22 protein-coding genes and 1 pseudogene are annotated in these 20,203 nt (G+C 70.9%); 17 read left to right on the top strand and 6 right to left on the bottom strand.

Annotated elements, in window-relative coordinates; translation table 11 throughout:
* Positions 1-71 precede the first annotated feature (71 nt).
* On the top strand, positions 72-1,412 hold the full coding sequence (locus ACZ43N_RS01790) for a hypothetical protein (RefSeq protein WP_468094357.1): 1,341 nt from the start codon (positions 72-74) through the stop codon (positions 1,410-1,412).
* Here ACZ43N_RS01790 and ACZ43N_RS01785 read toward each other — a convergent pair.
* Positions 1,342-2,823 (bottom strand): MFS transporter, encoded by a 1,482-nt coding sequence (locus ACZ43N_RS01785; protein ID WP_468094356.1) that lies wholly within the window; start codon positions 2,821-2,823, stop codon positions 1,342-1,344. The genes ACZ43N_RS01790 and ACZ43N_RS01785 overlap by 71 nt on opposite strands.
* A 97-nt stretch (positions 2,824-2,920) precedes the next feature.
* Here ACZ43N_RS01785 and ACZ43N_RS01780 point away from each other — a divergent pair, with 97 nt between their 5' ends.
* The 16 genes and pseudogenes from ACZ43N_RS01780 to ACZ43N_RS01705 all read left to right on the top strand — a co-directional run bounded on the left by ACZ43N_RS01780 (position 2,921) and on the right by ACZ43N_RS01705 (position 15,133).
* Positions 2,921-3,559, top strand: a complete 639-nt coding sequence (locus ACZ43N_RS01780; protein ID WP_468094355.1) for an XRE family transcriptional regulator — start codon at positions 2,921-2,923, stop codon at positions 3,557-3,559.
* Between the two features lie 82 nt (positions 3,560-3,641).
* Entirely contained in the window at positions 3,642-4,226 is a 585-nt protein-coding gene (locus ACZ43N_RS01775) for a GNAT family N-acetyltransferase (RefSeq protein WP_468094354.1), read from the top strand.
* A 92-nt stretch (positions 4,227-4,318) separates the two neighbouring features.
* Positions 4,319-4,402, top strand: coding sequence for a putative leader peptide (locus ACZ43N_RS01770; protein WP_309474722.1), 84 nt, complete (start codon positions 4,319-4,321; stop codon positions 4,400-4,402).
* A 224-nt stretch (positions 4,403-4,626) separates the two neighbouring features.
* Positions 4,627-6,318 carry a nitrite/sulfite reductase gene (locus ACZ43N_RS01765; protein ID WP_468094353.1) on the top strand — a complete coding sequence of 564 codons (1,692 nt, stop codon included), beginning with the start codon at positions 4,627-4,629 and terminating at the stop codon, positions 6,316-6,318.
* Positions 6,315-6,494: a hypothetical protein gene (locus ACZ43N_RS01760; RefSeq protein ID WP_055540327.1), complete on the top strand. Its 180-nt coding sequence runs from the start codon at positions 6,315-6,317 to the stop codon at positions 6,492-6,494. Before ACZ43N_RS01765 ends, ACZ43N_RS01760 begins: the two co-directional genes overlap by 4 nt.
* Positions 6,491-7,255 (top strand): phosphoadenylyl-sulfate reductase, encoded by a 765-nt coding sequence (locus ACZ43N_RS01755; protein ID WP_468094352.1) that lies wholly within the window; start codon positions 6,491-6,493, stop codon positions 7,253-7,255. Before ACZ43N_RS01760 ends, ACZ43N_RS01755 begins: the two co-directional genes overlap by 4 nt.
* A gap of 35 nt (positions 7,256-7,290) precedes the next feature.
* Entirely contained in the window at positions 7,291-7,827 is a 537-nt protein-coding gene (gene cysC, locus ACZ43N_RS01750; RefSeq protein ID WP_468094351.1) for an adenylyl-sulfate kinase, read from the top strand.
* Positions 7,824-8,762, top strand: a complete 939-nt coding sequence (gene cysD / locus ACZ43N_RS01745) for a sulfate adenylyltransferase subunit CysD (protein WP_468094350.1) — start codon at positions 7,824-7,826, stop codon at positions 8,760-8,762. The genes cysC and cysD overlap by 4 nt, the downstream gene beginning before the upstream one ends.
* A 2-nt stretch (positions 8,763-8,764) precedes the next feature.
* Positions 8,765-10,093, top strand: coding sequence for a sulfate adenylyltransferase subunit 1 (locus tag ACZ43N_RS01740; protein WP_468094349.1), 1,329 nt, complete (start codon positions 8,765-8,767; stop codon positions 10,091-10,093).
* Positions 10,094-10,326: 233 nt separating this feature from the next.
* A complete protein-coding gene (locus ACZ43N_RS01735) occupies positions 10,327-11,436 on the top strand; it encodes an aliphatic sulfonate ABC transporter substrate-binding protein (protein WP_468094348.1) in 1,110 nt (369 codons plus the stop codon).
* Positions 11,437-11,472: 36 nt separating this feature from the next.
* A complete protein-coding gene (locus tag ACZ43N_RS01730; protein WP_468094347.1) occupies positions 11,473-12,261 on the top strand; it encodes an ABC transporter ATP-binding protein in 789 nt (262 codons plus the stop codon).
* Positions 12,248-13,174 carry an ABC transporter permease gene (locus tag ACZ43N_RS01725; RefSeq protein WP_468094346.1) on the top strand — a complete coding sequence of 309 codons (927 nt, stop codon included), beginning with the start codon at positions 12,248-12,250 and terminating at the stop codon, positions 13,172-13,174. The genes ACZ43N_RS01730 and ACZ43N_RS01725 overlap by 14 nt, the downstream gene beginning before the upstream one ends.
* A 67-nt stretch (positions 13,175-13,241) precedes the next feature.
* Complete coding sequence (locus ACZ43N_RS01720) at positions 13,242-13,985, top strand: sirohydrochlorin chelatase (protein ID WP_468094345.1); 744 nt, start codon at positions 13,242-13,244, stop codon at positions 13,983-13,985.
* A 20-nt stretch (positions 13,986-14,005) separates the two neighbouring features.
* Positions 14,006-14,188, top strand: a pseudogene (locus ACZ43N_RS01715) (sirohydrochlorin chelatase); the annotation flags it as partial.
* A 232-nt stretch (positions 14,189-14,420) separates the two neighbouring features.
* Complete coding sequence (locus tag ACZ43N_RS01710) at positions 14,421-14,912, top strand: DUF2975 domain-containing protein (protein WP_468094344.1); 492 nt, start codon at positions 14,421-14,423, stop codon at positions 14,910-14,912.
* Positions 14,912-15,133: a helix-turn-helix domain-containing protein gene (locus tag ACZ43N_RS01705; RefSeq protein ID WP_468094343.1), complete on the top strand. Its 222-nt coding sequence runs from the start codon at positions 14,912-14,914 to the stop codon at positions 15,131-15,133. Before ACZ43N_RS01710 ends, ACZ43N_RS01705 begins: the two co-directional genes overlap by 1 nt.
* Positions 15,134-15,625: 492 nt before the next feature.
* Here ACZ43N_RS01705 and ACZ43N_RS01700 read toward each other — a convergent pair whose 3' ends face one another.
* The 5 genes from ACZ43N_RS01700 to ACZ43N_RS01680 all read right to left on the bottom strand — a co-directional run bounded on the left by ACZ43N_RS01700 (position 15,626) and on the right by ACZ43N_RS01680 (position 20,184).
* On the bottom strand, positions 15,626-16,528 hold the full coding sequence (locus ACZ43N_RS01700; RefSeq protein WP_468094342.1) for a GNAT family N-acetyltransferase: 903 nt from the start codon (positions 16,526-16,528) through the stop codon (positions 15,626-15,628).
* A gap of 128 nt (positions 16,529-16,656) precedes the next feature.
* Positions 16,657-17,322, bottom strand: a complete 666-nt coding sequence (locus tag ACZ43N_RS01695) for a TIGR03086 family metal-binding protein (RefSeq protein ID WP_468094341.1) — start codon at positions 17,320-17,322, stop codon at positions 16,657-16,659.
* A gap of 222 nt (positions 17,323-17,544) precedes the next feature.
* Positions 17,545-17,931 carry an aldehyde dehydrogenase family protein gene (locus ACZ43N_RS01690; RefSeq protein WP_468094340.1) on the bottom strand — a complete coding sequence of 129 codons (387 nt, stop codon included), beginning with the start codon at positions 17,929-17,931 and terminating at the stop codon, positions 17,545-17,547.
* 339 nt (positions 17,932-18,270) lie between these two features.
* A complete protein-coding gene (locus tag ACZ43N_RS01685) occupies positions 18,271-19,005 on the bottom strand; it encodes an SDR family NAD(P)-dependent oxidoreductase (RefSeq protein WP_468094339.1) in 735 nt (244 codons plus the stop codon).
* Positions 19,006-19,077: 72 nt separating this feature from the next.
* Positions 19,078-20,184, bottom strand: a complete 1,107-nt coding sequence (locus tag ACZ43N_RS01680) for an alanine racemase (protein ID WP_468094338.1) — start codon at positions 20,182-20,184, stop codon at positions 19,078-19,080.
* Positions 20,185-20,203 lie beyond the last annotated feature (19 nt).

Genomic DNA, 20,203 nt, shown 5'->3' with positions numbered 1-20,203 from the left:
CCAGGCCACCCCACCTGTCCCTCCGTCAAGGTCCTGATCACAGGGAGCAGTTGGCCGCCCGGGAGGTTGTGATGAAGCATCGCGGTAGGCACCGACGGCGCAGAAGGGGGCGTGCGCTGCGCGCGTCCCTCGCAGGCACCGCGCTGGCGCTCACGGCGGCGGCGACGCTGATCAGCACATCCCAGGCGGCGGGCGGGAAGACGCCGGGCGGGTTGTCGTCGGCCGGTTCGGCGGCTGAACTGCGCGGCCTGCGGCTGCAGGAGAACCTGACCGCCCGGACCGCCCTGGAGACCCTCACCGGTGAGATGGGGGGCCGGGTCGGCGTCGACGAGGTGCTGCGCAGCGCCAACCACACCATGCGGAACGAGGGCGACTGCTTCGTCACCGAGAAGGGCGTCCTGCCGGTCGCGCCGACGGCGGCGCGGGCGTACTGCTGGGAGCCCGGGGACGCGGTCGACGACAGATGGCGGCCCCAGTCGGTCACCACGTCCCGCGACAACGAGGTCATCGTGTCCGGCTGGACCCACGCCGGCACGACGGCCGGCGAGGAGGGGCTCGCCCGGGTCGCCTTCGTCGACGCGAGCGACCCGGCGGACCTGAAGTACCGCTGGGTGCTGCTCGTCGTGCCGCAGGCCGACGGCAAGGGGCTGAAGGCGGTGCGCTCCCGGCTCGGCGGCATGGCCTGGTACGAGAACAAGCTGATCGTGACCGCCCGGAACCCGCAGAACAGCGGATACCGCGACGACTCCCTCTACGTCTTCGACCTCGACCGCTTCCTCCGCGCCGACGTCACCGACAGCGACGCGATCGGCAAGGTCGACCAGGGCTTCTCCGCCCACCACTACCGGTATGTGCTGCCCGCGGTCGCCTCCTACAGCCCGGCCTCGGGCGACGCCTGCGACGCAAGCCGCAACGACGGGGTGCCCTGTCTCGCCTCCGTCTCGCTCGACCGGACGTCGTCGCCGCCCAGCATCGTCGCGCACGAATCGTTCGGCACGGGCAGCGGGACAGCGGCCCGCGTGTGGCGGTACGACCTCGACACCGTCTCCGACCGGACAGGGCTGCTCGGCGCCACCGGACGGCAGGGCGAGGTCGAAGCCGACGAGGCGTACGAGACGAAGGCCACCGGTGTCCGGGGCGTCCTCTCCCACGACGGGAGCTGGTACATCGGCCAGACCGCCGCGAAGCGGGGGCAGCGCGGCACGGTGTGGCGGCAGGACGAGGAGCAGGCGCGTGCCGCCACCTGCACGGACGGCACCTCGGAGCACCGGTCGCACGCCTGCTGGGGGCTGCACGGCGGGTCCCTCTCCTACTCCCCCGAGACCGGCGAGCTGTGGACGCTCACCGATCCCGTCCCCGAACGTGTGCTGTACGCGGTGAAGCTGTCGGACGTCGACCGCGCCCTGGACTAGCGGGACGGGAGGCCGGGCCCTCGGCCGCCTCCTTCGGCCGTGACGTGTGGGCGACGAGGAGGAGCAGTACTCCGCAGGTGGCGACCAGGATCCAGCCCGGGCGGGCGGCGTGTGCGAGTCCCGCCGGGCCGGCGCCGGTGACCAGGCCGCCGGCGAGGGCGATGCCAAGGGCGGAGCCGAGTTGCCGTGCGGTGGAGGTGATCGCCCCGGCCACACCGGCACGAGCGGGTGGCAGTCCGTTGACCGCGGTGTTGGTGATCGGAGCGTTGGCGAAGCCGAACCCGATGCCGATGAGCGCGTATGCGGTCAGCAGCAGGAGCACACTCGTGTGCGGGGTGAGCCGGACCAGGCAGAGCCCGCCGGCCGTGATGAATCCGCCGGCCAACAGCAGCGGCGGCCGGGGTCCCGTGCGGCCGACCATGCGGCCGGCCCAAGGGGCGCAGACGGTCGCTCCGACGGCCAGGGGCAAGGTCGCGATACCGGCGGCCAGCGGCGTCCACCCACGGGTGTGCTGCAGGTAGAGGGTGTTCAGCAGCAGCGTCGTGCTCAGCGCGACGAAGACCGCGACCGCGCCGACGACGGCACCGCTGAACACCGGGCGACGGAAGAGCCGCAGGTCCATGAGCGGCTCACGTCGGCGGGCCTCGACCCACACGAAGGCGGCTGTGGCCACGGCACCGCACGCGTAGCCCGCCACCGCCGCCGGCGACGTCCAGCCGATGCGCGGCCCTTCGATCAGGACGCCGACGACCACGGCGAGGACCACGGTCAGCAGGACCTGGCCGGGCAGGTCGAGCCGACGCGCCCGTGATGCCCGGGACTCCGGCACGAACACGGCGCTGAGCAGCAGGGCGGCCGCGATGACGGGGGCGTTGACCCAGAACAGCGCTCGCCAGTCGAGCCAGGCGAGCAGCGCGCCGCCCGTCACGGGTCCGGCGGCCATGCTCAACCCGAACACCGACGCCCAGACTCCGATCGCCTGCGCCCGTTCCTTCGGGTCGGGCATCGCGTTCACCACGATCGCGAGCGCCACGGGGCTGAGCATGGAGGCGCCGACGCCCTGGAGGGCGCGGGCCGCGATGAGTACGCCGGCCGACGGGGCGAGCGCGCAGACCAGGGAGGCCGCGCCGAACACGGCCAGTCCGCTCTGGAACACCCGGCGGCGTCCGAAGCGGTCCGCCATTGCGCCGGAGGAGATCAGGAGACTGGCCAGGACGAGGGTGTAGGCGTCCACGATCCACTCGAGACCGCGGGTGTCGGCGTCCAGGCCGCGCCCGATGGCCGGCAGACCCACATTGACGATGGTGGTGTCGAGGCCGACCAGGAACATGCTCAGACAGCAGACGGCGAGTACCGTCCAGCGTCTGCGCGCACTGAGCGCGGGTGGAACGGGTTGGGTCGTCGCGGTCACGGGCTACCTCCGAGGTCCGGGAACAGTGCCCGGCAAGGCTCGGCCCGAGCAGCGGCCACGGCCCAGCGTTTTTGCGAACACTGCAAAACTCGGGTCCATGAACAGCACAGGCCCCGGTGAGACACGGGTGGAGCAGATCCTCGACGGCATCGGGCCACGGCTGCGCAGACTGCGCCGGGACCGTGGGCTGACACTTGAGGCACTCGCGGCCACGACCGGGATCTCCGTCAGCACCCTGTCCCGGGTGGAATCAGGCAGGAGGCGCCCGACACTGGACCTGCTCATCCCGCTGGCGCAGGCCCACCACGTCACTCTCGACCAGTTGGTGGCGGCGCCGGCCAGCGGTGACCCCCGGGTGCACCTCCGGCCCCTGCAGAAGGGACGCGGAAGCGTCCTCGTGCCGCTGACGCAGTACCCGGGCCGTGTGCAGGTCTTCAAGCAGGTGCTGGCACCCCGCCGGCCGGAACTGGTCACCCACGAGGGCTACGAATGGCTCTACGTCCTCGCCGGTCGGCTCCATGTCATCCTCGGCGAACGGGAGTTCACGCTGCGGCCCGGCGAGGTGGCCGAGTTCGACACCACCGAGCCCCACTGGTTCGGGCCCGCGGACTCGAACACCGTGGAGATCCTGCACCTGTTCGGTCCACGAGGGGACCAGGCCGTCGTCCGCGCCGGGCCGTCCACCGCCGATCCCGCGCCACCGACCGCACCGGACCCACAGTCGACGGCGTCATGACCCGCGCGGCCGGCCGGTCCTCGCCGCCCGGTGGTCGAGACCGGCCTTGGCCGCGGACCGACCCCCGTGATTCTCTGACCGTATGAGCAGCCGCAGCACCGTCACCACCTGGTCCCTGGAGCAGACGTCCCCGAGCGACCTCCTGCCCGCCGCCGCCCCGGAGGGCGACGACGTCCGCGTCGTCCGCGCTGAGGTGCCCTCCCCCGAGTTCAGCCGCTTCCTGTACGCGTCCGTCGGCGGCGACATCCTGTGGATCGACCGGCTGTCATGGTCGTACGCCCAGTGGCAGGAGCACCTTCAGCGGCCCGGGGTGGAGACCTGGGTCGCCTACGACCGCGGCACGCCCGCGGGGTACGTCGAGCTGGAGCCGCAGGACGGCGGGGCCGTGGAGATCGTGTACTTCGGGCTGATCCCGGCCTTCCGGGGCCGGCGCATCGGCGGGCACCTCCTGTCGTACGGCGCGGCCCGCGCCTGGGACCTCGCCGAGCGGTGGCCGACGCTGCCGCCGACCAAGCGGGTGTGGCTGCACACGTGCAGCCGGGACGGTGAGCACGCGATGGCGAACTACCAGCGGCGCGGGTTCAAGCTGTTCGGCACCGAGGTGACGGAGGAGGCGGACGTACCGGCGCCGGGCCCCTGGCCGGGAGCCCTGACCCGCACACCATGACCCACATCACATCGTCTCGCCATGCGAGACATCCCTGTCCGACATATGGATGAAGGTGGACTCGGTCTAAAGAAGCGTGACACGCTTCCGTCATGTCTGGAACTGGAATTGCCTTGGTGAGTCGGCGGCACGTCGACCTCGGCCGCATGTCCAGCGCCATCTGTCCGGTGAGCTGACGCCCCGACCGCGAGGGGTCGAGACGACCCCGGGCGACAGCGCCGCACACCCTCCCCTGCTTGAGCCGGCGCAAGGACGCGCAGGCGCCGCACACCCCTGCCGGTGTGCCCGCATGTGCGCGTACGCGCAGGTCAGAGCCTCCCACCCGCCACACGATCGCCACCCCTCACCGACGGCGCACGCGCCGACCCCTTCACATTGCCTGCCGAAGGACGTAAAAACCATGGCCGCCACCCCGCAGAACTCCGCCACGCCCCGCCGCAAGGTGAGCCGTCACCGTGGCGAAGGACAGTGGGCCGCCGGACATTTCACCCCTCTCAACGGCAACGAGCAGTTCAAGAAGGACGACGACGGTCTCAATGTGCGGACACGCATTGAGACGATCTACTCCAAGCGCGGCTTCGACTCGATCGACCCGAACGACCTGCGCGGCCGGATGCGCTGGTGGGGTCTCTACACCCAGCGCAAGCCCGGGATCGACGGCGGCAAGACCGCGATCCTGGAGCCGGAGGAGCTGGACGACAAGTACTTCATGCTGCGGGTCCGCATCGACGGCGGCCGTCTCACCACGCAGCAGCTGCGGGTGATCGGTGAGATCTCGCAGGAGTTCGCGCGGGGCACCGCGGACATCACCGACCGGCAGAACGTGCAGTACCACTGGATCCGGGTGGAGGACGTGCCCGAGATCTGGGAGCGGCTGGAGGCCGTCGGGCTGTCCACGACCGAGGCGTGCGGTGACACCCCGCGTGTGATCATCGGCTCGCCCGTCGCAGGTATCGCCGCGGACGAGATCATCGACGGCACGCCCGCCATGGAGGAGATCCAGCGGCGGATCATCGGCAACAAGGCCTTCTCCAACCTGCCGCGCAAGTTCAAGTCCGCGATCTCCGGTTCGCCGCTGCTGGACGTGGCGCACGAGATCAACGACATCGCCTTCGTCGGCGTCCGCCACCCGGAGCACGGCCCCGGTTTCGACCTGTGGGTCGGCGGCGGTCTGTCCACCAACCCCAAGATCGGGCAGCGGCTCGGCACGTGGGTGCCGCTGGACGAGGTCCCGGACGTGTACGAGGGCGTCATCTCGATCTTCCGCGACTACGGCTACCGCCGGCTGCGCACCCGCGCCCGGCTGAAGTTCCTGCTCGCGGACTGGGGCACCGAGAAGTTCCGCCAGGTCCTGGAGGACGAGTACCTCAAGCGGAAGCTGATCGACGGGCCCGCCCCCGACCAGCCCGTGGAGCGCTGGCGCGACCACGTAGGGGTGCACCCGCAGAACGACGGCCGCTACTACGTCGGGTTCGCCCCGCGCGTCGGCCGGGTCGACGGCACCACCCTGACGAAGATCGCCGACCTCGCCGAGGCCCATGGCTCCGGCCGGGTCAGCACCACCGTCGAGCAGAAGATGATCGTGCTCGACGTCACCGAGGACCAGGTCGACTCACTCGTCGCGGGGCTGGAGGCGCTGGACCTCACGGTGAACCCGTCGCCGTTCCGCCGCGGCACGATGGCCTGCACCGGCATCGAGTACTGCAAGCTCGCCATCGTCGAGACCAAGGCCCGCGGGTCCTCCCTGATCGACGAACTGGAGCGCCGCCTCCCGGACTTCGACGAGCCGCTCACCATCAACATCAACGGCTGCCCGAACGCCTGCGCGCGTATCCAGGTGGCGGACATCGGTCTCAAGGGACAACTCGTCCTCAACGAGCAGGGCGAGCAGGTCGAGGGCTTCCAGGTGCACCTGGGCGGCGCGCTCGGCCTGGAGGCCGGATTCGGCCGCAAGGTGCGCGGTCTGAAGGTCACCTCCGAGGAACTGCCCGACTACGTCGAGCGGGTCCTGCGGCGCTTCCAGGAGGAGCGCGAGGACGGCGAGCGGTTCGCCACCTGGGTGGCCCGGGCCGGCGAGGAGTCCCTGTCATGAGCGAGCGAGCCGCGCCGTTCTACTGCCCCTACTGCGGTGACGAGGACCTGCGCCCGAACGAAGAGGGCCACGGCGCGTGGGAATGCGGGGCCTGCAACCGAGCCTTCCAGTTGAAGTTCCTCGGGCTGCTGGCCCGGGGGCTGCAGCGAGCCGACAGCGGAGGGGATCACATATGACGACCGTTCAGGCGGATGGCGACACATCCGCGTCGCTGAGCGACGACGACACCCCGGCCGGCCCCGAGGACGCCCGGCGCGCCGAACTCAAGGCGCTCGCCGAGCAGGCCGGCCGTGACCTGGAGGACGCCTCGGCCCTGGAGATCCTCCAGTGGGCCGTGGACACCTTCGGCAAGCGTTTCTGCGTGACCTCCTCCATGGAGGACGCCGTGGTCGCGCATCTCGCCTCCCGGGCCCGGCCCGGTGTGGACGTGGTGTTCCTCGACACCGGCTACCACTTCCCGGAGACCATCGGCACCCGGGACGCGGTGGAGGCCGTGATGGACGTCAACGTCATCACGATCACCCCGCGCCAGTCGGTCGCCGAACAGGACGCCGAGTACGGCCCGAAGCTCCACGACCGCGACCCGGACCTGTGCTGCTTCCTGCGCAAGGTCAAGCCGCTCGAAGAGGGCCTCGCCGGCTTCGACGCGTGGGCGACGGGCCTGCGCCGCGACGAGTCCCCGACCCGGGCGAACACCCCGGTCGTCGCCTGGGACGAGAAGCGGGGCAAGGTCAAGATCGCCCCGATCGCCCGCTGGACACAGGACGACGTGGACGCCTACGTCGCCGAGCACGGGGTGCTCACCAACCCCCTGCTCATGGACGGTTACGCCTCCGTGGGCTGTGCCCCCTGCACCCGCCGCGTCGCCCCGGGCGAGGACGCGCGCGCCGGCCGCTGGGCCGGCAGCGCCAAGACCGAGTGCGGGCTGCACCTGTGACCGCGACCGTGCCCGTGACGAACCAGGAGAACCAAGTGACGACCGGAGCCACCGTCTGGCTCACGGGTCTGCCGAGCGCCGGCAAGACCACCATCGCGTACGAGCTGGCGAACCGGCTGCGCGAGGAGGGCCACCTCGTCGAGGTGCTCGACGGCGACGAGATCCGCGAGTTCCTCACCGCCGACCTCGGCTTCAGCCGCGCCGACCGGCACACCAACGTGCAGCGCATCGGCTTCCTCGCCGACCTGCTCGCCCGTAACGGCGTCAAGGCCCTGGTCCCGGTCATCGCGCCGTACGCCGACAGCCGCGCGGCGGTGCGCGAGCGCCACGCGGCGAGCGGGGCCGCGTACGTGGAGGTGCATGTGGCCACCCCGGTCGAGGTGTGCTCCGAACGCGATGTGAAGGGGCTGTACGCCAAGCAGGCGGCGGGCGAGATCTCCGGGCTGACCGGTGTCGACGACCCGTACGAGGCGCCCGCGAACCCGGACCTGCGCATCGAGTCGCAGGACCAGACGGTCCAGGAGTCCGCGGCGCTGGTCCACAAGCTGCTCATCGAGAGGGGTCTGGCATGACGACGACCGTCAAGGCCGTGTCCGAGGGCACCGGCACGCCCTACACCCTCTCCCATCTGGACGCGCTGGAGTCCGAGGCCGTCCACATCTTCCGCGAGGTGGCGGGCGAGTTCGAGCGGCCGGTGATCCTGTTCTCCGGCGGCAAGGACTCCATCGTCATGCTGCACCTGGCGCTGAAGGCGTTCGCCCCCGCGACGATCCCCTTCTCCCTGCTGCACGTCGACACCGGGCACAACTTCCCCGAGGTCATCGAGTACCGGGACCGCACGGTGGCGAAGCACAACCTGCGGCTGCACGTGGCGTCGGTGCAGGACTACATCGACCGCGGGGTACTCAAGGAGCGCCCCGACGGCACCCGCAACCCGCTGCAGACGGTGCCGCTGACCGAGAAGATCCAGTCGGAGAAGTTCGACGCGGTCTTCGGCGGCGGCCGTCGCGACGAGGAGAAGGCGCGCGCGAAGGAGCGGGTGTTCTCACTGCGCGACGAGTTCTCCCAGTGGGACCCGCGCCGCCAGCGCCCCGAGCTGTGGCAGCTCTACAACGGCCGCCACGCGCCCGGCGAGCACGTCCGGGTCTTCCCGCTGTCCAACTGGACCGAGCTGGACGTCTGGCAGTACATCGCCCGCGAGGGCATCGAACTGCCCGAGATCTACTTCGCGCACGAGCGTGAGGTGTTCCAGCGGGCCGGCATGTGGCTGACCGCCGGCGAGTGGGGCGGCCCGAAGGAGGGCGAGACCGTCGAGAAGCGGCTCATCCGCTACCGGACCGTGGGTGACATGTCCTGCACCGGCGCCGTCGACTCCGACGCCGTGACGCTGGAGCAGGTCATCACCGAGATCGCCGCGTCCCGGCTCACCGAGCGGGGCGCCACCCGCGCCGACGACAAGCTGTCCGAGGCCGCGATGGAAGACCGCAAGCGCGAGGGGTACTTCTAAGCATGACGACGACCGCGGAACTCTCCGCCACCACACTCCTCAGGTTCGCCACCGCGGGCTCCGTCGACGACGGCAAGTCCACCCTCGTCGGCCGGCTGCTGCACGACTCCAAGTCGGTCCTCACCGACCAGTTGGAGGCCGTGGAGCGCGCCTCGGCGAGCCGCGGCCAGGAGGGCCCGGACCTCGCGCTGCTCACCGACGGTCTGCGGGCCGAACGGGAGCAGGGCATCACCATCGACGTGGCGTACCGCTACTTCGCCACGGCCAAGCGCCGGTTCATCCTCGCCGACACGCCCGGCCATGTGCAGTACACCCGCAACATGGTGACGGGTGCCTCCACCGCCGAGCTGACGGTGATCCTGGTCGACGCCCGCAACGGTGTCGTCGAGCAGACCCGCCGGCACGCCGCGATCGCCGCGCTGCTGCGCGTCCCGCACGTGGTGCTCGCCGTCAACAAGATGGACCTCGTCGCGTACGAGGAGAAGGTCTTCGCCGCCATCGCCGAGGAGTTCACGGCGTACGCGACCGAGCTGGGCGTCCCCGACGTCACCGCGATCCCGATCTCGGCGCTGGCCGGGGACAACGTGGTGGAGCCGTCCGCGCACATGGACTGGTACGGCGGCCCGACGGTCCTGGAGCACCTGGAGACGGTGCCGGTCAGCCACGACCTGGCGCACTGCCACGCCCGGCTGCCCGTGCAGTACGTGATCCGCCCGCAGACCGCCGAGCACCCCGACTACCGGGGGTACGCCGGTCAGATCGCCGCCGGTACGTTCCGGGTCGGCGACCCGGTGACGGTGCTGCCGTCCGGGCGTGCGACGAAGGTCGCCGGCATCGACCTGCTGGGCAAGCCGGTCGACGTCGCCTACACCCCGCAGTCGGTGACGCTCCTGCTGGAGGACGACATCGACATCTCGCGCGGCGACCTGATCGTGCCGAGCAAGGACGCGCCCGCGACGACGCAGGACATCGAGGCGACCGTCTGCCATGTCGCCGACCAGCCCCTGACGGTCGGCCACCGGGTGCTGCTCAAGCACGGCACCCGCACGGTGAAGGCGATCGTCAAGGACATCCCGTCCCGGCTCACGCTCGACGACCTGTCCCTGCACCCGCACCCGGGACAGCTCGTCGCCAACGACATCGGCCGGGTGAAGGTCCGTACGGCGGAGGCGCTGCCGGTCGACTCCTACGCCGACTCCCGCCGCACCGGTTCGTTCATCCTGATCGACCCGTCCGACGGCACGACGCTGACCGCCGGCATGGTCGGCGAGTCGTTCGCCTCACCGGAGCCCGTCAAGGACGAGGCCGAGGACGACGGGTGGGACTTCTGACATGACCGCCGTGGACTACTACGCGACGTTCGCGAAGGAGGGCGGCCGCGTCGGCAGCGGCGCCCTCGGCAGCGGGCAGGGCGGAGTCGCCCGATGTGTGTGCTGACGTACGCGCACCGCTTGCGCGCCCCGGCCCCCCACCGGACGTCCCCGCTGCGACGAAGACCCTTTTCCTGACCCCCGGCAACGCCCGTAAGGCCGTGACCGCCGGGCCGACGAGAGGAACACCTCCCGTGCCTGCCTCCCGATCGACCGCCGTTCGGCGCGCTTTCGCGGCCATCGCAACGCTCCCGCTCCTCACCCTCGCCGCCTGCGGCTACGGCTCCCAGGCGACCGAGGACGACGCCGCTCAGGCGGCCGCCGGAGCCAAGAAGATCGGCGGACTCGACACCGTCAACATCGGCTACTTCGGCAACCTCACCCACGGCACCGCCCTCGTCGGCATCCAGAAGGGTCTCTTCCAGAAGGAACTCGGCGGAACCCAGGCGAAGTACACGACGTTCAACGCCGGCCCCTCCGAGATCGAGGCCCTCAACGGCGGCTCCATCGACATCGGCTGGATCGGCCCCTCCCCCGCCATCAACGGCTACACCAAGGCCGACGGCGCCAACCTGCGCATCATCGGCGGCTCCGCCTCCGGCGGTGTGAAGCTCGTCGTCAACCCGGACAAGATCAAGTCCCTGAAGGACGTCAAGGGCAAGAAGATCGCCACCCCGCAGCTCGGCAACACCCAGGACGTGGCGTTCCTCAACTGGATCGCCGAGCAGGGCTGGAAGGTCGAAGCGCAGAGCGGCAAGGGCGATGTGTCCGTCGTCCGCACGGACAACACCGTCGCGCCGGACGCCTACAAGTCCGGGGCCATCGACGGTGCCTGGGTGCCGGAGCCGACCGCGTCCAAGCTGGTCGCCGAGGGCGCGAAGGTGCTGCTGGACGAGGCCGACCTGTGGCCGGACAAGCAGTTCGTCATCACGAACATCATCGTGCGGCAGGAGTTCCTGAAGGAGCACCCGGACGTGGTCGAGGCCGTGCTGCGCGGCTCGGTCAAGTCCAACGCGTACATCCGCGCCAACCCGGACGAGGCGAAGGCCGCGGCGAACGCCCAGCTCAAGGCGGACTCCGGCAAGGAGCTGCCGGAGAGCGTCCTCGACCCGGCGTGGAAGTCCATCCAGTTCATCGACGACCCGCTGGCGTCCACCCTCAACACCGAGGCGCAGCACGCGGTCAAGGCGGGCCTGCTGGAGAAGCCGAAGCTGGACGGCATCTACGACCTGACGTTGCTGAACAAGGTCCTCAAGGCCGCGGGCGAACCCGAGGTCGACGACGCCGGGCTCGGCGCCGAGTAACCCCGTAGTCCGAAGAGTTCCCAGGAGGTGACGACCATGGCCACTGCACTCGCCAAGGCCGCCGACGGCGTCCAGACGGTCGAGTACGCCGCCCGCATCGAGCACGTCTCGAAGTCCTTCCCCGGGCCGGGAGGGCAGCAGCTCGTCCTCGACGACATCACGCTCGATGTCGCGCCGGGTGAGTTCGTCACCCTCCTGGGGGCCTCCGGCTGCGGCAAGTCGACGCTGCTCAACCTGGTCGCCGGGCTGGACGCCCCGACCGCGGGCAGCATCACGACGGACGGGCGACCGGCCCTGATGTTCCAGGAGCACGCGCTGTTCCCGTGGCTGACCGCGGGCAAGAACATCGAACTCGCCCTGAAGCTCAGGGGCGTCCCCAAGACCGAGCGTCGCGAGCGGGCCGAGGACCTCCTCGGCCTGGTCCGGCTGAAGGGCGCGCACGGCAAGCGTGTGCACGAGCTGTCCGGCGGTATGCGTCAGCGGGTGGCTCTGGCACGCGCGCTGGCGCAGGAGAGCAAGCTGCTGCTGATGGACGAGCCGTTCGCCGCGCTCGACGCCATCACCCGGGATGTGCTGCACGACGAGCTGACCCGCATCTGGAGCGAGACCGGGCTGTCGGTGCTGTTCGTGACGCACAACGTGCGCGAGGCGGTGCGGCTCGCCGAGCGAGTCGTGCTGCTGTCCTCGCGTCCCGGCCGGGTGGCCCGGGAGTGGACGGTGGGCATCGCGCAGCCGCGCCGTATCGAGGACACCGCCGTGGCGGAGCTGTCCGTCGAGATCACCGAAGAACTGCGTAGGGAGATCCGCCGCCATGGCCAGCACTGAGACCACGAGCGACGCCTCCGGCAAGGACGTCAAGGGCGTCAAGGGCGTCAAGGACACCGACGACCTCGCCGGACTGGAGGCGGGTCTCGACGCTCTGGACTCGGTGCAGACCGGGCGTCCGCCGCTCAGCCAGGTCCTTGTCCACAAGGTGCTGCCCCCGGTCATCGCGATCGCCCTGACCCTTGCGGTCTGGCAGCTGCTGGTGTGGGCCGAGGTCGCTCCGCCGTACAAGCTGCCCTCTCCGGGGGCGGTGTGGGCTGAGGTGGAGAACGCCTGGCTGCAGGGGACGCTCCTCGACTACATCTGGACGAGCGTCTCCCGTGGTCTGCTCGGCTTCCTCGCGGCCCTGGCCATCGGGACCCCGCTGGGTCTGCTGGTGGCCAGGGTCCGGATCGTCCGCGCGGCGATCGGCCCGATCCTCTCCGGTCTGCAGTCCCTTCCGTCCGTGGCCTGGGTGCCGCCCGCGGTGGTGTGGCTGGGCCTCCAACCGTCGGTGATGTACACGGTGATCCTGCTGGGTGCGGTGCCGTCGATCGCCAACGGCCTGGTGTCCGGCATCGACCAGGTGCCCCCGCTGTTCCTGCGAGCCGGCCGCACGCTGGGCGCGACCGGGATGAAGGGCACCTGGCACATCGTGATGCCCGCCGCGCTGCCCGGTTTCGTGGCCGGTCTCAAGCAGGGCTGGGCGTTCTCGTGGCGCTCGCTGATGGCCGCCGAGATCATCGCGCAGGCGCCCGACATCGGCTCGGGGCTCGGCCAGCTGCTGGAGGCGGGCCGCACCAACAGCAGCATGTCGCAGGTCTTCCTCGCCATCTTCCTCATCCTGATCGTCGGTATCGCCATCGACCTGCTGATCTTCAGCCCGCTGGAGCGGTGGGTGCTGCGCAGCCGTGGTCTGCTCGTGAGCCGCTGACACCGGCCCGAGCGCCGCTGACACCGACCAACGAGCCGCTAGAGAGAAGCTGAGGGAGCCGCCCCCGATGAGCCGCAGTCCCGTCCTCCTGATCGTCGCCCACGGCAGCCGCGACCCGCGGCACGCCGCGACCGTGCACGCCCTCGTTCGGCGGGTGCGGGCGATGCGGCCCGGGCTGCGTGTGGAGACGGGCTTCCTCGACTTCAACATCCCTTCGGTGCAGGGGGTTCTGGAGTCACTGGCGGCGGAGGGCGTCCAGGACGTGGTGGCGCTGCCGCTCCTGCTGACCCGGGCGTTCCACGCCAAGGCGGACATCCCGGCGGTGCTGCGCGACGCGCCGCCCCGGCTGCGGGTCCGCCAGGCGGAGGTGCTCGGCCCGTCGCCGCTGCTGCTGGCGGGCCTCGAACGCCGTCTGTACGAGGCGGGCCTGAGCCCCGCCGACAAGTCCTCGACCGGGGTCGTGCTGGCCTCGGCGGGGTCCACGGACCCGGAGGCGATCGCGGTGATCGCAGCAATCGCGCGGGAGTGGCGGCACACCGGTTGGTGCGCCGTGCGACCCGCGTTCGCCTCCGCGTCGCTGCCCCGTACGGAGGACGCCGTACGGGAGCTGCGGGCGCTCGGCTGCCGGCGGGTGGCCGTGGCGCCGTACGTCATCGCGCCCGGCCGGCTGCCGGACCGCATCGCCGGGGGTGCCCGCGAGGCGGGGGCCGACGTCCTCGCCGAGGTCCTCGGCCCCTCCCCCGAGCTGGCCGAACTGCTGCTGCGCCGCTACACCGCAGCCGTGCGCGAGGGACGGCTCGTCGCGGCCTGACCCCCGGCGTTGCGGTCCGGCGGGTGGCCGTGGCGCCGTACGTCATCGCGCCCGGCCGACTGCCGGACCGCATCGCCGGAGGTGCCCGCGAGGCGGGGGCCGACGTCCTCGCCGAGGTCCTCGGGCCCTCCCCCGAGCTGGCCGAACTGCTGCTGCGCCGCTACACCGCAGCCGTGCGCGAGGGGCGGCTCGTCGCGGCCTGACCCCCGGCGATCGGAGCACCGCGCTTTCCAGACCACCGCGGCGGCCGGTACGGCCCGTGCCGCCTTCCCCTGCCGCGGTCCTGGCGAGCCCCCGCGCCTCGGCCGATGGTCAAGCGGGTGTCGTCCGTCGAGGTCGTCAAGGCGTTCATCACCCAGCGACCAGAGCAGAAGCCCTTGCCCCATCTATCGAGATTCGATAGATTCCCATCGCGATTCGATGGGAGGATCGGTCATGGGAAAGCTGACCGTGCTTGCGTTGCGTGTCGTGCTCGTGGTGATGGTCGCCGGCACCGTGTTCGTGCAGGCGTCGATGGTGTGGGCGCTGACATCCGGGACCGACCCCGAGGACGGATCGCTCCCGCTGACCCCGCTGCGCCTGATCACGATCCTGGGCATGGTGGCGGTCCAGGTCGCCCTGGTCTGCGTGGGGCGGCTGGTGACGATGGTGCGGCGCGGGACCGTCTTCTCCCACGCCGCCTTCCGCTACGTGGACGGCGTGATCGGCGCGATCACGGCGGCCGCCCTCGTGTGGTTCGCGGTCACCGCCATCAACGCGCCCGGCCAGCGGGAGGACCCGGGCGTCACCGTCATCATGGGCGGCATCGGCGTGGCGATCCTGGGCGTCGCGCTCATCGTGCTCGTCCTGCGGATGCTGCTCGCCCAGGCCGTCGCACGCGACGTCGAGGCGACGCGGATGCGGGCCGAGCTGGACGAGGTGATCTGATGCCGATCGCCGTTGACATCGACGTGATGCTGGCCCGGCGGAAGATGTCCGTGGGCGAACTCGCCGACCGGGTGGGGATCACACCCGCCAACCTTGCCGTCCTCAAGAACGGCCGCGCCAAGGCGGTGCGCTTCGCGACGCTCGCCGCGCTCTGCGAAGCGCTCGACTGCCAGCCGGGCGACCTGCTGCGGTGGGAGGCCGGGGACGCCGGGGACGGATGAGGTGCCCGCGCAGGCGTCTCCCCGTCGGCACAGCCCGTCCCCGAGCCGCGTCCGCGCGTAGCGGATCACGCGGCCGCTGCGGGGGCGGGACAACCGGCCGGCGTCATGGAGAACGGCGAGGTGCCGGCTGCCCGTGCCCGGGGTGACGTCTGGGCGGTGGGCGAGTTCCGTGGTGGCGGACGGTGCGGCAAGCAGCAGGAGCAACCGGGCCCGCGGTCGGCCGAGGAGGCGTACCCGGGCGTGGGGAACGGCCGTGCCGGGGCCGGGTTCCCGGCTATGGTGGCACGACTGCGAGCGAGGTGGTGCGGTACCGGTGGCAGGGTGCCGTCGATGAAGGGACGGGACGGGGGACGGCGGGGTGAGCCGGCCTGAGCCGGGACCGGGCGGGCCTCGGTGGAGGGCGCCGAACGGCCGATGTCATCAGGGCGGCCGGGAAGGGCGAGCGGTCCGGCCCGTTCCCGGCTCGGACCGCTCGCCCCGCGCCCGCGCCGGTCAGGCCGTACGGCCGCCCGCCGGATGGAAGTTGATGCGTTCCCGCACCACGGGGAAGCCGGCCTTCTCGAAGTTCGCGGCCATGGGGAAGTTGCCCTGGTCCGTCGCTCCGCTGACGCTCTCCGCGCCCTGCTCGACGAGGAAGTGCGTGCACTCCGCGAGGAGGTCGTAGGCGTAGCCGTGACCCCGGTGGTCCGGGAGGACCCCGATGAAGCCGATGGTCGGGCCGGAGGGGTTGTGCGCCGGAATGTGGATGCCGGCGAGGTCACCGTCCGGGGTGTGCGCGACCTGCCACCACTCACGCGGGGAGGGGCACCAGTGGAAGAAGTCGAGTTCCTCCTGCGCGGCCCGGTCGAGGCCGCCCTCCTCGATGGCCCGGAGCGCGTGGACGTCCAGGGTGACGGAGTGGATACGGCGCAACGCGTCGCGGAACACCTCGTCGTCGGGTTCGGGGCTGAACCGCAGACGTCCGGGCCGCTCGGGCAGACCCCGTTCGGGGGTCCAGCGGTACAGGAAACGTTCCACCAGGAGTTCGTACCCGGCGGCTCGTGCCGCGGCGAAACGGGCCTCGGCGGCGGCGCTCAGGGCGGGGTCGTCCCGCCAGCCGCCGGGCAGGTTCATCTCCAGTTCGACCTGCCAGGGGGCGGAGCGCAGGAGTTCGGCGCCTGCCTCCTCCTCGCCCTCGGCGACGTCGAACCAGTTGATGTTGACGGGTTCCGCGTCGTCGGGCCCGCCCCACCAGGCGCCGCGAGCGACGACCTCGCCGTCGCGCAGGGCGACGCGCTGCCAGTCGGGGCGGAACCGGGTACGCCGGTGACCCTCACGGGCGCCCAGCGGGTCGGGGTGTGCGTCGAAGAGAGAGGCGTCGCTCGCGGTGAGCGCGCGGATGACCGTATCGGTCATGGGGTTTCCTCCGGGATGCAGGCTGCTTGGAGCGCTCCCGGTCAGACCTCGTCGAGCACGCCGGGACAGCGAGGCAGGGAGCGCTGGAAAGGTGTGAACCGCACGGCACTCGCCTCCTTCCGTCCGTCTCAGGGCGTGGAACCTGACAGTACGTCGTCTCCGGTCGGGCCGTCCATCGGTTTTCCGTCGAGTCCCGCGACGGTGCTGACCGGTGCGCCACCCCTCGGGTCACGGCCGCTCGAAGCCAGCGCCCTGTGGAACGCCGGGGCGCCGGACGGTACGGGCACCGGGGCCGCGAAGCCGTCGTACCGGCGGTAGAGCTCGCCGTGGGCCTCGACGACGTCGAGGACGAAGCGGGCCGCCTCCTGCGAGATGTGGAACTCCTGGCCGGTGACGGTGGCGACGTCCCAGCCGTGGACGGCCATTTCCTTGATGATCATGCCGGCGAGGTCGGCTGCCGGCACCGGGCCCATGCCGAGGTCGATGTCGCCGTCCCAGAGCGCCGGGTCGGCCCAGGCCGCGACCGCCCGGTCCAGCTGGGCGGCGTACGCGTCGGCCCAGTCCCCGTCCGCGGTGAAGTCGCGCTGCGTCAGTTCCTCGGGGAGCGGGGTGCGCCGGGCGCGGTGTTCCAGGCCGTGCGAGGTGTAGAGGACCCAGTGGTTCACCAGGGTGCGGGCGTCCCAGTCGGGGCAGTGCGTGGGCAGGGCGAGTTGCGCCGCCGTGACGCCCCGTGCGACACGGGCCGCCTCGGCGGCGCATTCGACCATGTACGGATACGAGTCGTGGCTCTTCATGCGCCCCACGCTAGGGACGGCGCGCTCACCGCTCTTGAACAAACGCGACACCGCCCGACGCGTGAGTGGCACGGGCCGGCGCGACCCACTTGAACCCGCATGCCATCAGCCCGCGAATGTCTCGGCTTGCGCATGTGCGCGAGCTATTGACGCCGTTCACCCGTTTCTCGATCATCCGGCCCCGGCCAGGACGTGGTGAGCCCTGCACTCATGTCGGCTTGCTCAGGTGTGAAAGCCGGGCAGCGACAGGTACTTGAGCTGCTGGTACTCGTGGAGACCCTCCGGCCCCCCTTCGCGGCCCAGGCCCGACTGCTTGATCCCGCCGAAGGGTGCCGCGACCTCGGAGACCAGGCCGCGGTTGATGCCGACCATGCCGGCCTGCAGACGGGAGGCGACCCGGCGGGCGCGGTCGATGTGGGACGTCATCAGGTACGACGCGAGGCCGTGTTCGGTGGTGTTGGCCACCGCTACCGCCTCGGCTTCGGTGGAGAACCGGTGGATGGCGGCGACGGGTCCGAAGACCTCCTCGTGCATGATCGCGGCGTCGGCGGGGACGTGGTCCAGCACGGTCGGGGCGGCATAGTGGCCCGGCCCGTGGGCATCACTCATGGCAATACTCCTCATCTGGGGACGCGTGGGACCAGCTGTGCGGGGCTTTACCTCGCAGGTGCGGGGGGCGTGCAGAGTGGCGAACGCGGACGGAAGCGTTGTTCCGCTTTGGTTGCCGGCGCCGCTTTGGGCGCGTGTCGCGGGGCAGACGCCGGCGAGCACGGATGCGGTGCTCGGCCCGGGTGCACTGTGGGTGGCGCGATGCGAATGCGGCGATCGGGGCAAGCGCTCGACTCGTGGTCGATCGATCACGCTGCTATCGGCGATCGCCCAAGTCGGAAGGCGAGATGGACGGCAGGTCGTTCGGCCCGTTGCTGCGCATGATGCCCAGCAAGGCGTTCAGAAGGCGGTGTACCCGCCGTCAACGGTCAGGACCGATCCGGTCACGTATGACGACTCCGACGATGCGAAGAAGAGCACCGCGTCAGCGACTTCTTCGGGGGTGGCGAGGCGTCGGAGCGGGATCGTGCTCTCGCGCTGGCGGCGGTAGGCCTCGGGGTCGGGCCTGCGCTGGAACGCCGCTTCGATGATCGGGGTGGCGGTCAGGCCCGGAGCGACGACGTTGACACGGATGTTGCGCGGGGCCCATTCGATCGCCGCGCCCTTGGCGAGCATGATGAGGCCCCCCTTGGCGGCGGAATACAAGACCTGCCCAGCCATGCCGACCATGCCCAGCCGTGAACTGACGCAGACGAAAGAACCCCCTGCCTCGGGCATCAGCGGCGCGAAGTGCTTCATCACCAGGAACGCGCTGAGCAGGTTGCCCTCCAGCACGCTCTTCGCATCGTCGCAGGTCATCTCGGTGAGCGGACCGTCGGCCTGCAGGCCGTGGTTGAGGACGACGACATCGACGCTGCCGAAGGACTCCGCGGCCTGCTTGGCCAGGCTCTCGACGAACGCCTCGTCGTTGAGGTCTCCGGGAACGTACAGGTCGTCGGGCTGAGCGCTGTCGAGTCGCTCCCTGCGGCCGGTGAGCAGCAGCCGCGCTCCCTCGCGGCGGAAGTGGGAACTCACCGCCTGCCCTATGCCACTGCTGGCGCCGGTCACCAGGGCTGTGACGTTGTTGAGTCTCATGTCAGGCACTCCATTGCGGGGGAGGTCGGTCGGGTTGCGGGTTCGGCCACGGGGTCTTGTCCCCGGGGCCGGTCAGTTGAGGAATCCGCGGGCGTCGACCGGCCACCGCTGCAGCGACGTGCCCGCGCTGTCGGTGACGATCAGCTCCTCGAAACCGAGGACGACCGGGCATACGTGGTTCGGCACGACCGGTACGACGCTGCCGACGCTGGGGCGGAACTCACCGTCCGGCAGCGGGAGGAACCCGTGATACTCGTTGACCTTGGACAGGACCGCCTTCGTGCCGGCGATGCCGCCGTAGCCGATCTCGGGGCTGCCTTCTTTGCTGAGGGCCTTGTTGCCCACATCGACGATGACCTGGCCGGGGACCCAGTCGCTGACCACGGTGCCGGCGACGAACAGTGCGATCTGGTCCTCGGTGCAGGAGCCCAGCCGGGCGTTGTTCAGATCGCCGAAGACATACTCGCCGGGACGGATCTCGGTGATCACGCTGCTGGTGGAGAACTCCAGGGTGGGAGTGGAGCCGGCGCTGACCACCTCAGCGCTGACCCCGACGCCGTCGAGGCTGCGTACCGCGGTGGTGAGCGCGGCCTCCTGGTCCTCGGCTGCGCGTCGGCGAGCGTCCCGACCCACGCCACCGTGACCGGGATAGGTGAAGACTCCCACCGGCACCAGACCGCGCTTGCGGGCCGCTAGCGCGAGATCGCCCGCGGCCTCGGGCGGCGCCCCGGAACGACGGGCGCCACAGTCGACCTCGACCACGACCTGCAGCCGGTCCGGTTCGTCTCCCATCGCGTCGGCGAGGGCCTCGATCGCCGCGACGTTGTCGACACCGACCCGCAGCCGGGCGGACTCGGCGAGCCGGCGGATCCGGGGCCCCTTCGTTCCCGCGGCCCAGACCGGGTAGGCGAGGAAGATGTCGTCGAATCCGGCCGCGGCGAAGACCTCGGCCTCACCGACGTTTCCCGCGGTGATCCCGACCGCGCCGGCCTCGATCTGGCGTCGCCCGATCTCCACGCACTTGTGTGTCTTGACATGCGGTCTGACCATGAGGTTGTGCTGGTCGGCGAAGCCCTGTATGCGGTCGATGTTGCCCTGCATGACGTCGACCAGCACGATCGGTGCGGGGGTGTCGATCCGCTCGATCAGAGCGTCGAGTGCTCGTTGCAGCCGGTTCACGGTGCCCTCCTTGTGGTTC

The sequence above is a fragment of the Streptomyces sp. NPDC030814 genome, assembly GCF_055572155.1.
The sequence above is the reverse complement of the archived record's forward strand: the minus strand, read 5'-3'. Positions and strand labels throughout refer to the sequence as shown.

Coding starts and splice junctions, on each gene's coding strand:
- ACZ43N_RS01710 (WP_468094344.1), top strand. CDS start 14,421: ATGGGAAAGCTGACCGTGCTTGCGTTGCGTGTCGTGCTCGTGGTGATG.
- ACZ43N_RS01770 (WP_309474722.1), top strand. CDS start 4,319: ATGTCTGGAACTGGAATTGCCTTGGTGAGTCGGCGGCACGTCGACCTC.
- ACZ43N_RS01695 (WP_468094341.1), bottom strand. CDS start 17,322: ATGAAGAGCCACGACTCGTATCCGTACATGGTCGAATGCGCCGCCGAG.
- ACZ43N_RS01765 (WP_468094353.1), top strand. CDS start 4,627: ATGGCCGCCACCCCGCAGAACTCCGCCACGCCCCGCCGCAAGGTGAGC.
- ACZ43N_RS01730 (WP_468094347.1), top strand. CDS start 11,473: ATGGCCACTGCACTCGCCAAGGCCGCCGACGGCGTCCAGACGGTCGAG.
- ACZ43N_RS01755 (WP_468094352.1), top strand. CDS start 6,491: ATGACGACCGTTCAGGCGGATGGCGACACATCCGCGTCGCTGAGCGAC.
- ACZ43N_RS01790 (WP_468094357.1), top strand. CDS start 72: ATGAAGCATCGCGGTAGGCACCGACGGCGCAGAAGGGGGCGTGCGCTG.
- ACZ43N_RS01775 (WP_468094354.1), top strand. CDS start 3,642: ATGAGCAGCCGCAGCACCGTCACCACCTGGTCCCTGGAGCAGACGTCC.
- ACZ43N_RS01760 (WP_055540327.1), top strand. CDS start 6,315: ATGAGCGAGCGAGCCGCGCCGTTCTACTGCCCCTACTGCGGTGACGAG.
- cysD (WP_468094350.1), top strand. CDS start 7,824: ATGACGACGACCGTCAAGGCCGTGTCCGAGGGCACCGGCACGCCCTAC.
- ACZ43N_RS01725 (WP_468094346.1), top strand. CDS start 12,248: ATGGCCAGCACTGAGACCACGAGCGACGCCTCCGGCAAGGACGTCAAG.
- ACZ43N_RS01700 (WP_468094342.1), bottom strand. CDS start 16,528: ATGACCGATACGGTCATCCGCGCGCTCACCGCGAGCGACGCCTCTCTC.
- ACZ43N_RS01780 (WP_468094355.1), top strand. CDS start 2,921: ATGAACAGCACAGGCCCCGGTGAGACACGGGTGGAGCAGATCCTCGAC.
- ACZ43N_RS01740 (WP_468094349.1), top strand. CDS start 8,765: ATGACGACGACCGCGGAACTCTCCGCCACCACACTCCTCAGGTTCGCC.
- ACZ43N_RS01705 (WP_468094343.1), top strand. CDS start 14,912: ATGCCGATCGCCGTTGACATCGACGTGATGCTGGCCCGGCGGAAGATG.
- ACZ43N_RS01720 (WP_468094345.1), top strand. CDS start 13,242: ATGAGCCGCAGTCCCGTCCTCCTGATCGTCGCCCACGGCAGCCGCGAC.
- ACZ43N_RS01690 (WP_468094340.1), bottom strand. CDS start 17,931: ATGAGTGATGCCCACGGGCCGGGCCACTATGCCGCCCCGACCGTGCTG.
- ACZ43N_RS01685 (WP_468094339.1), bottom strand. CDS start 19,005: ATGAGACTCAACAACGTCACAGCCCTGGTGACCGGCGCCAGCAGTGGC.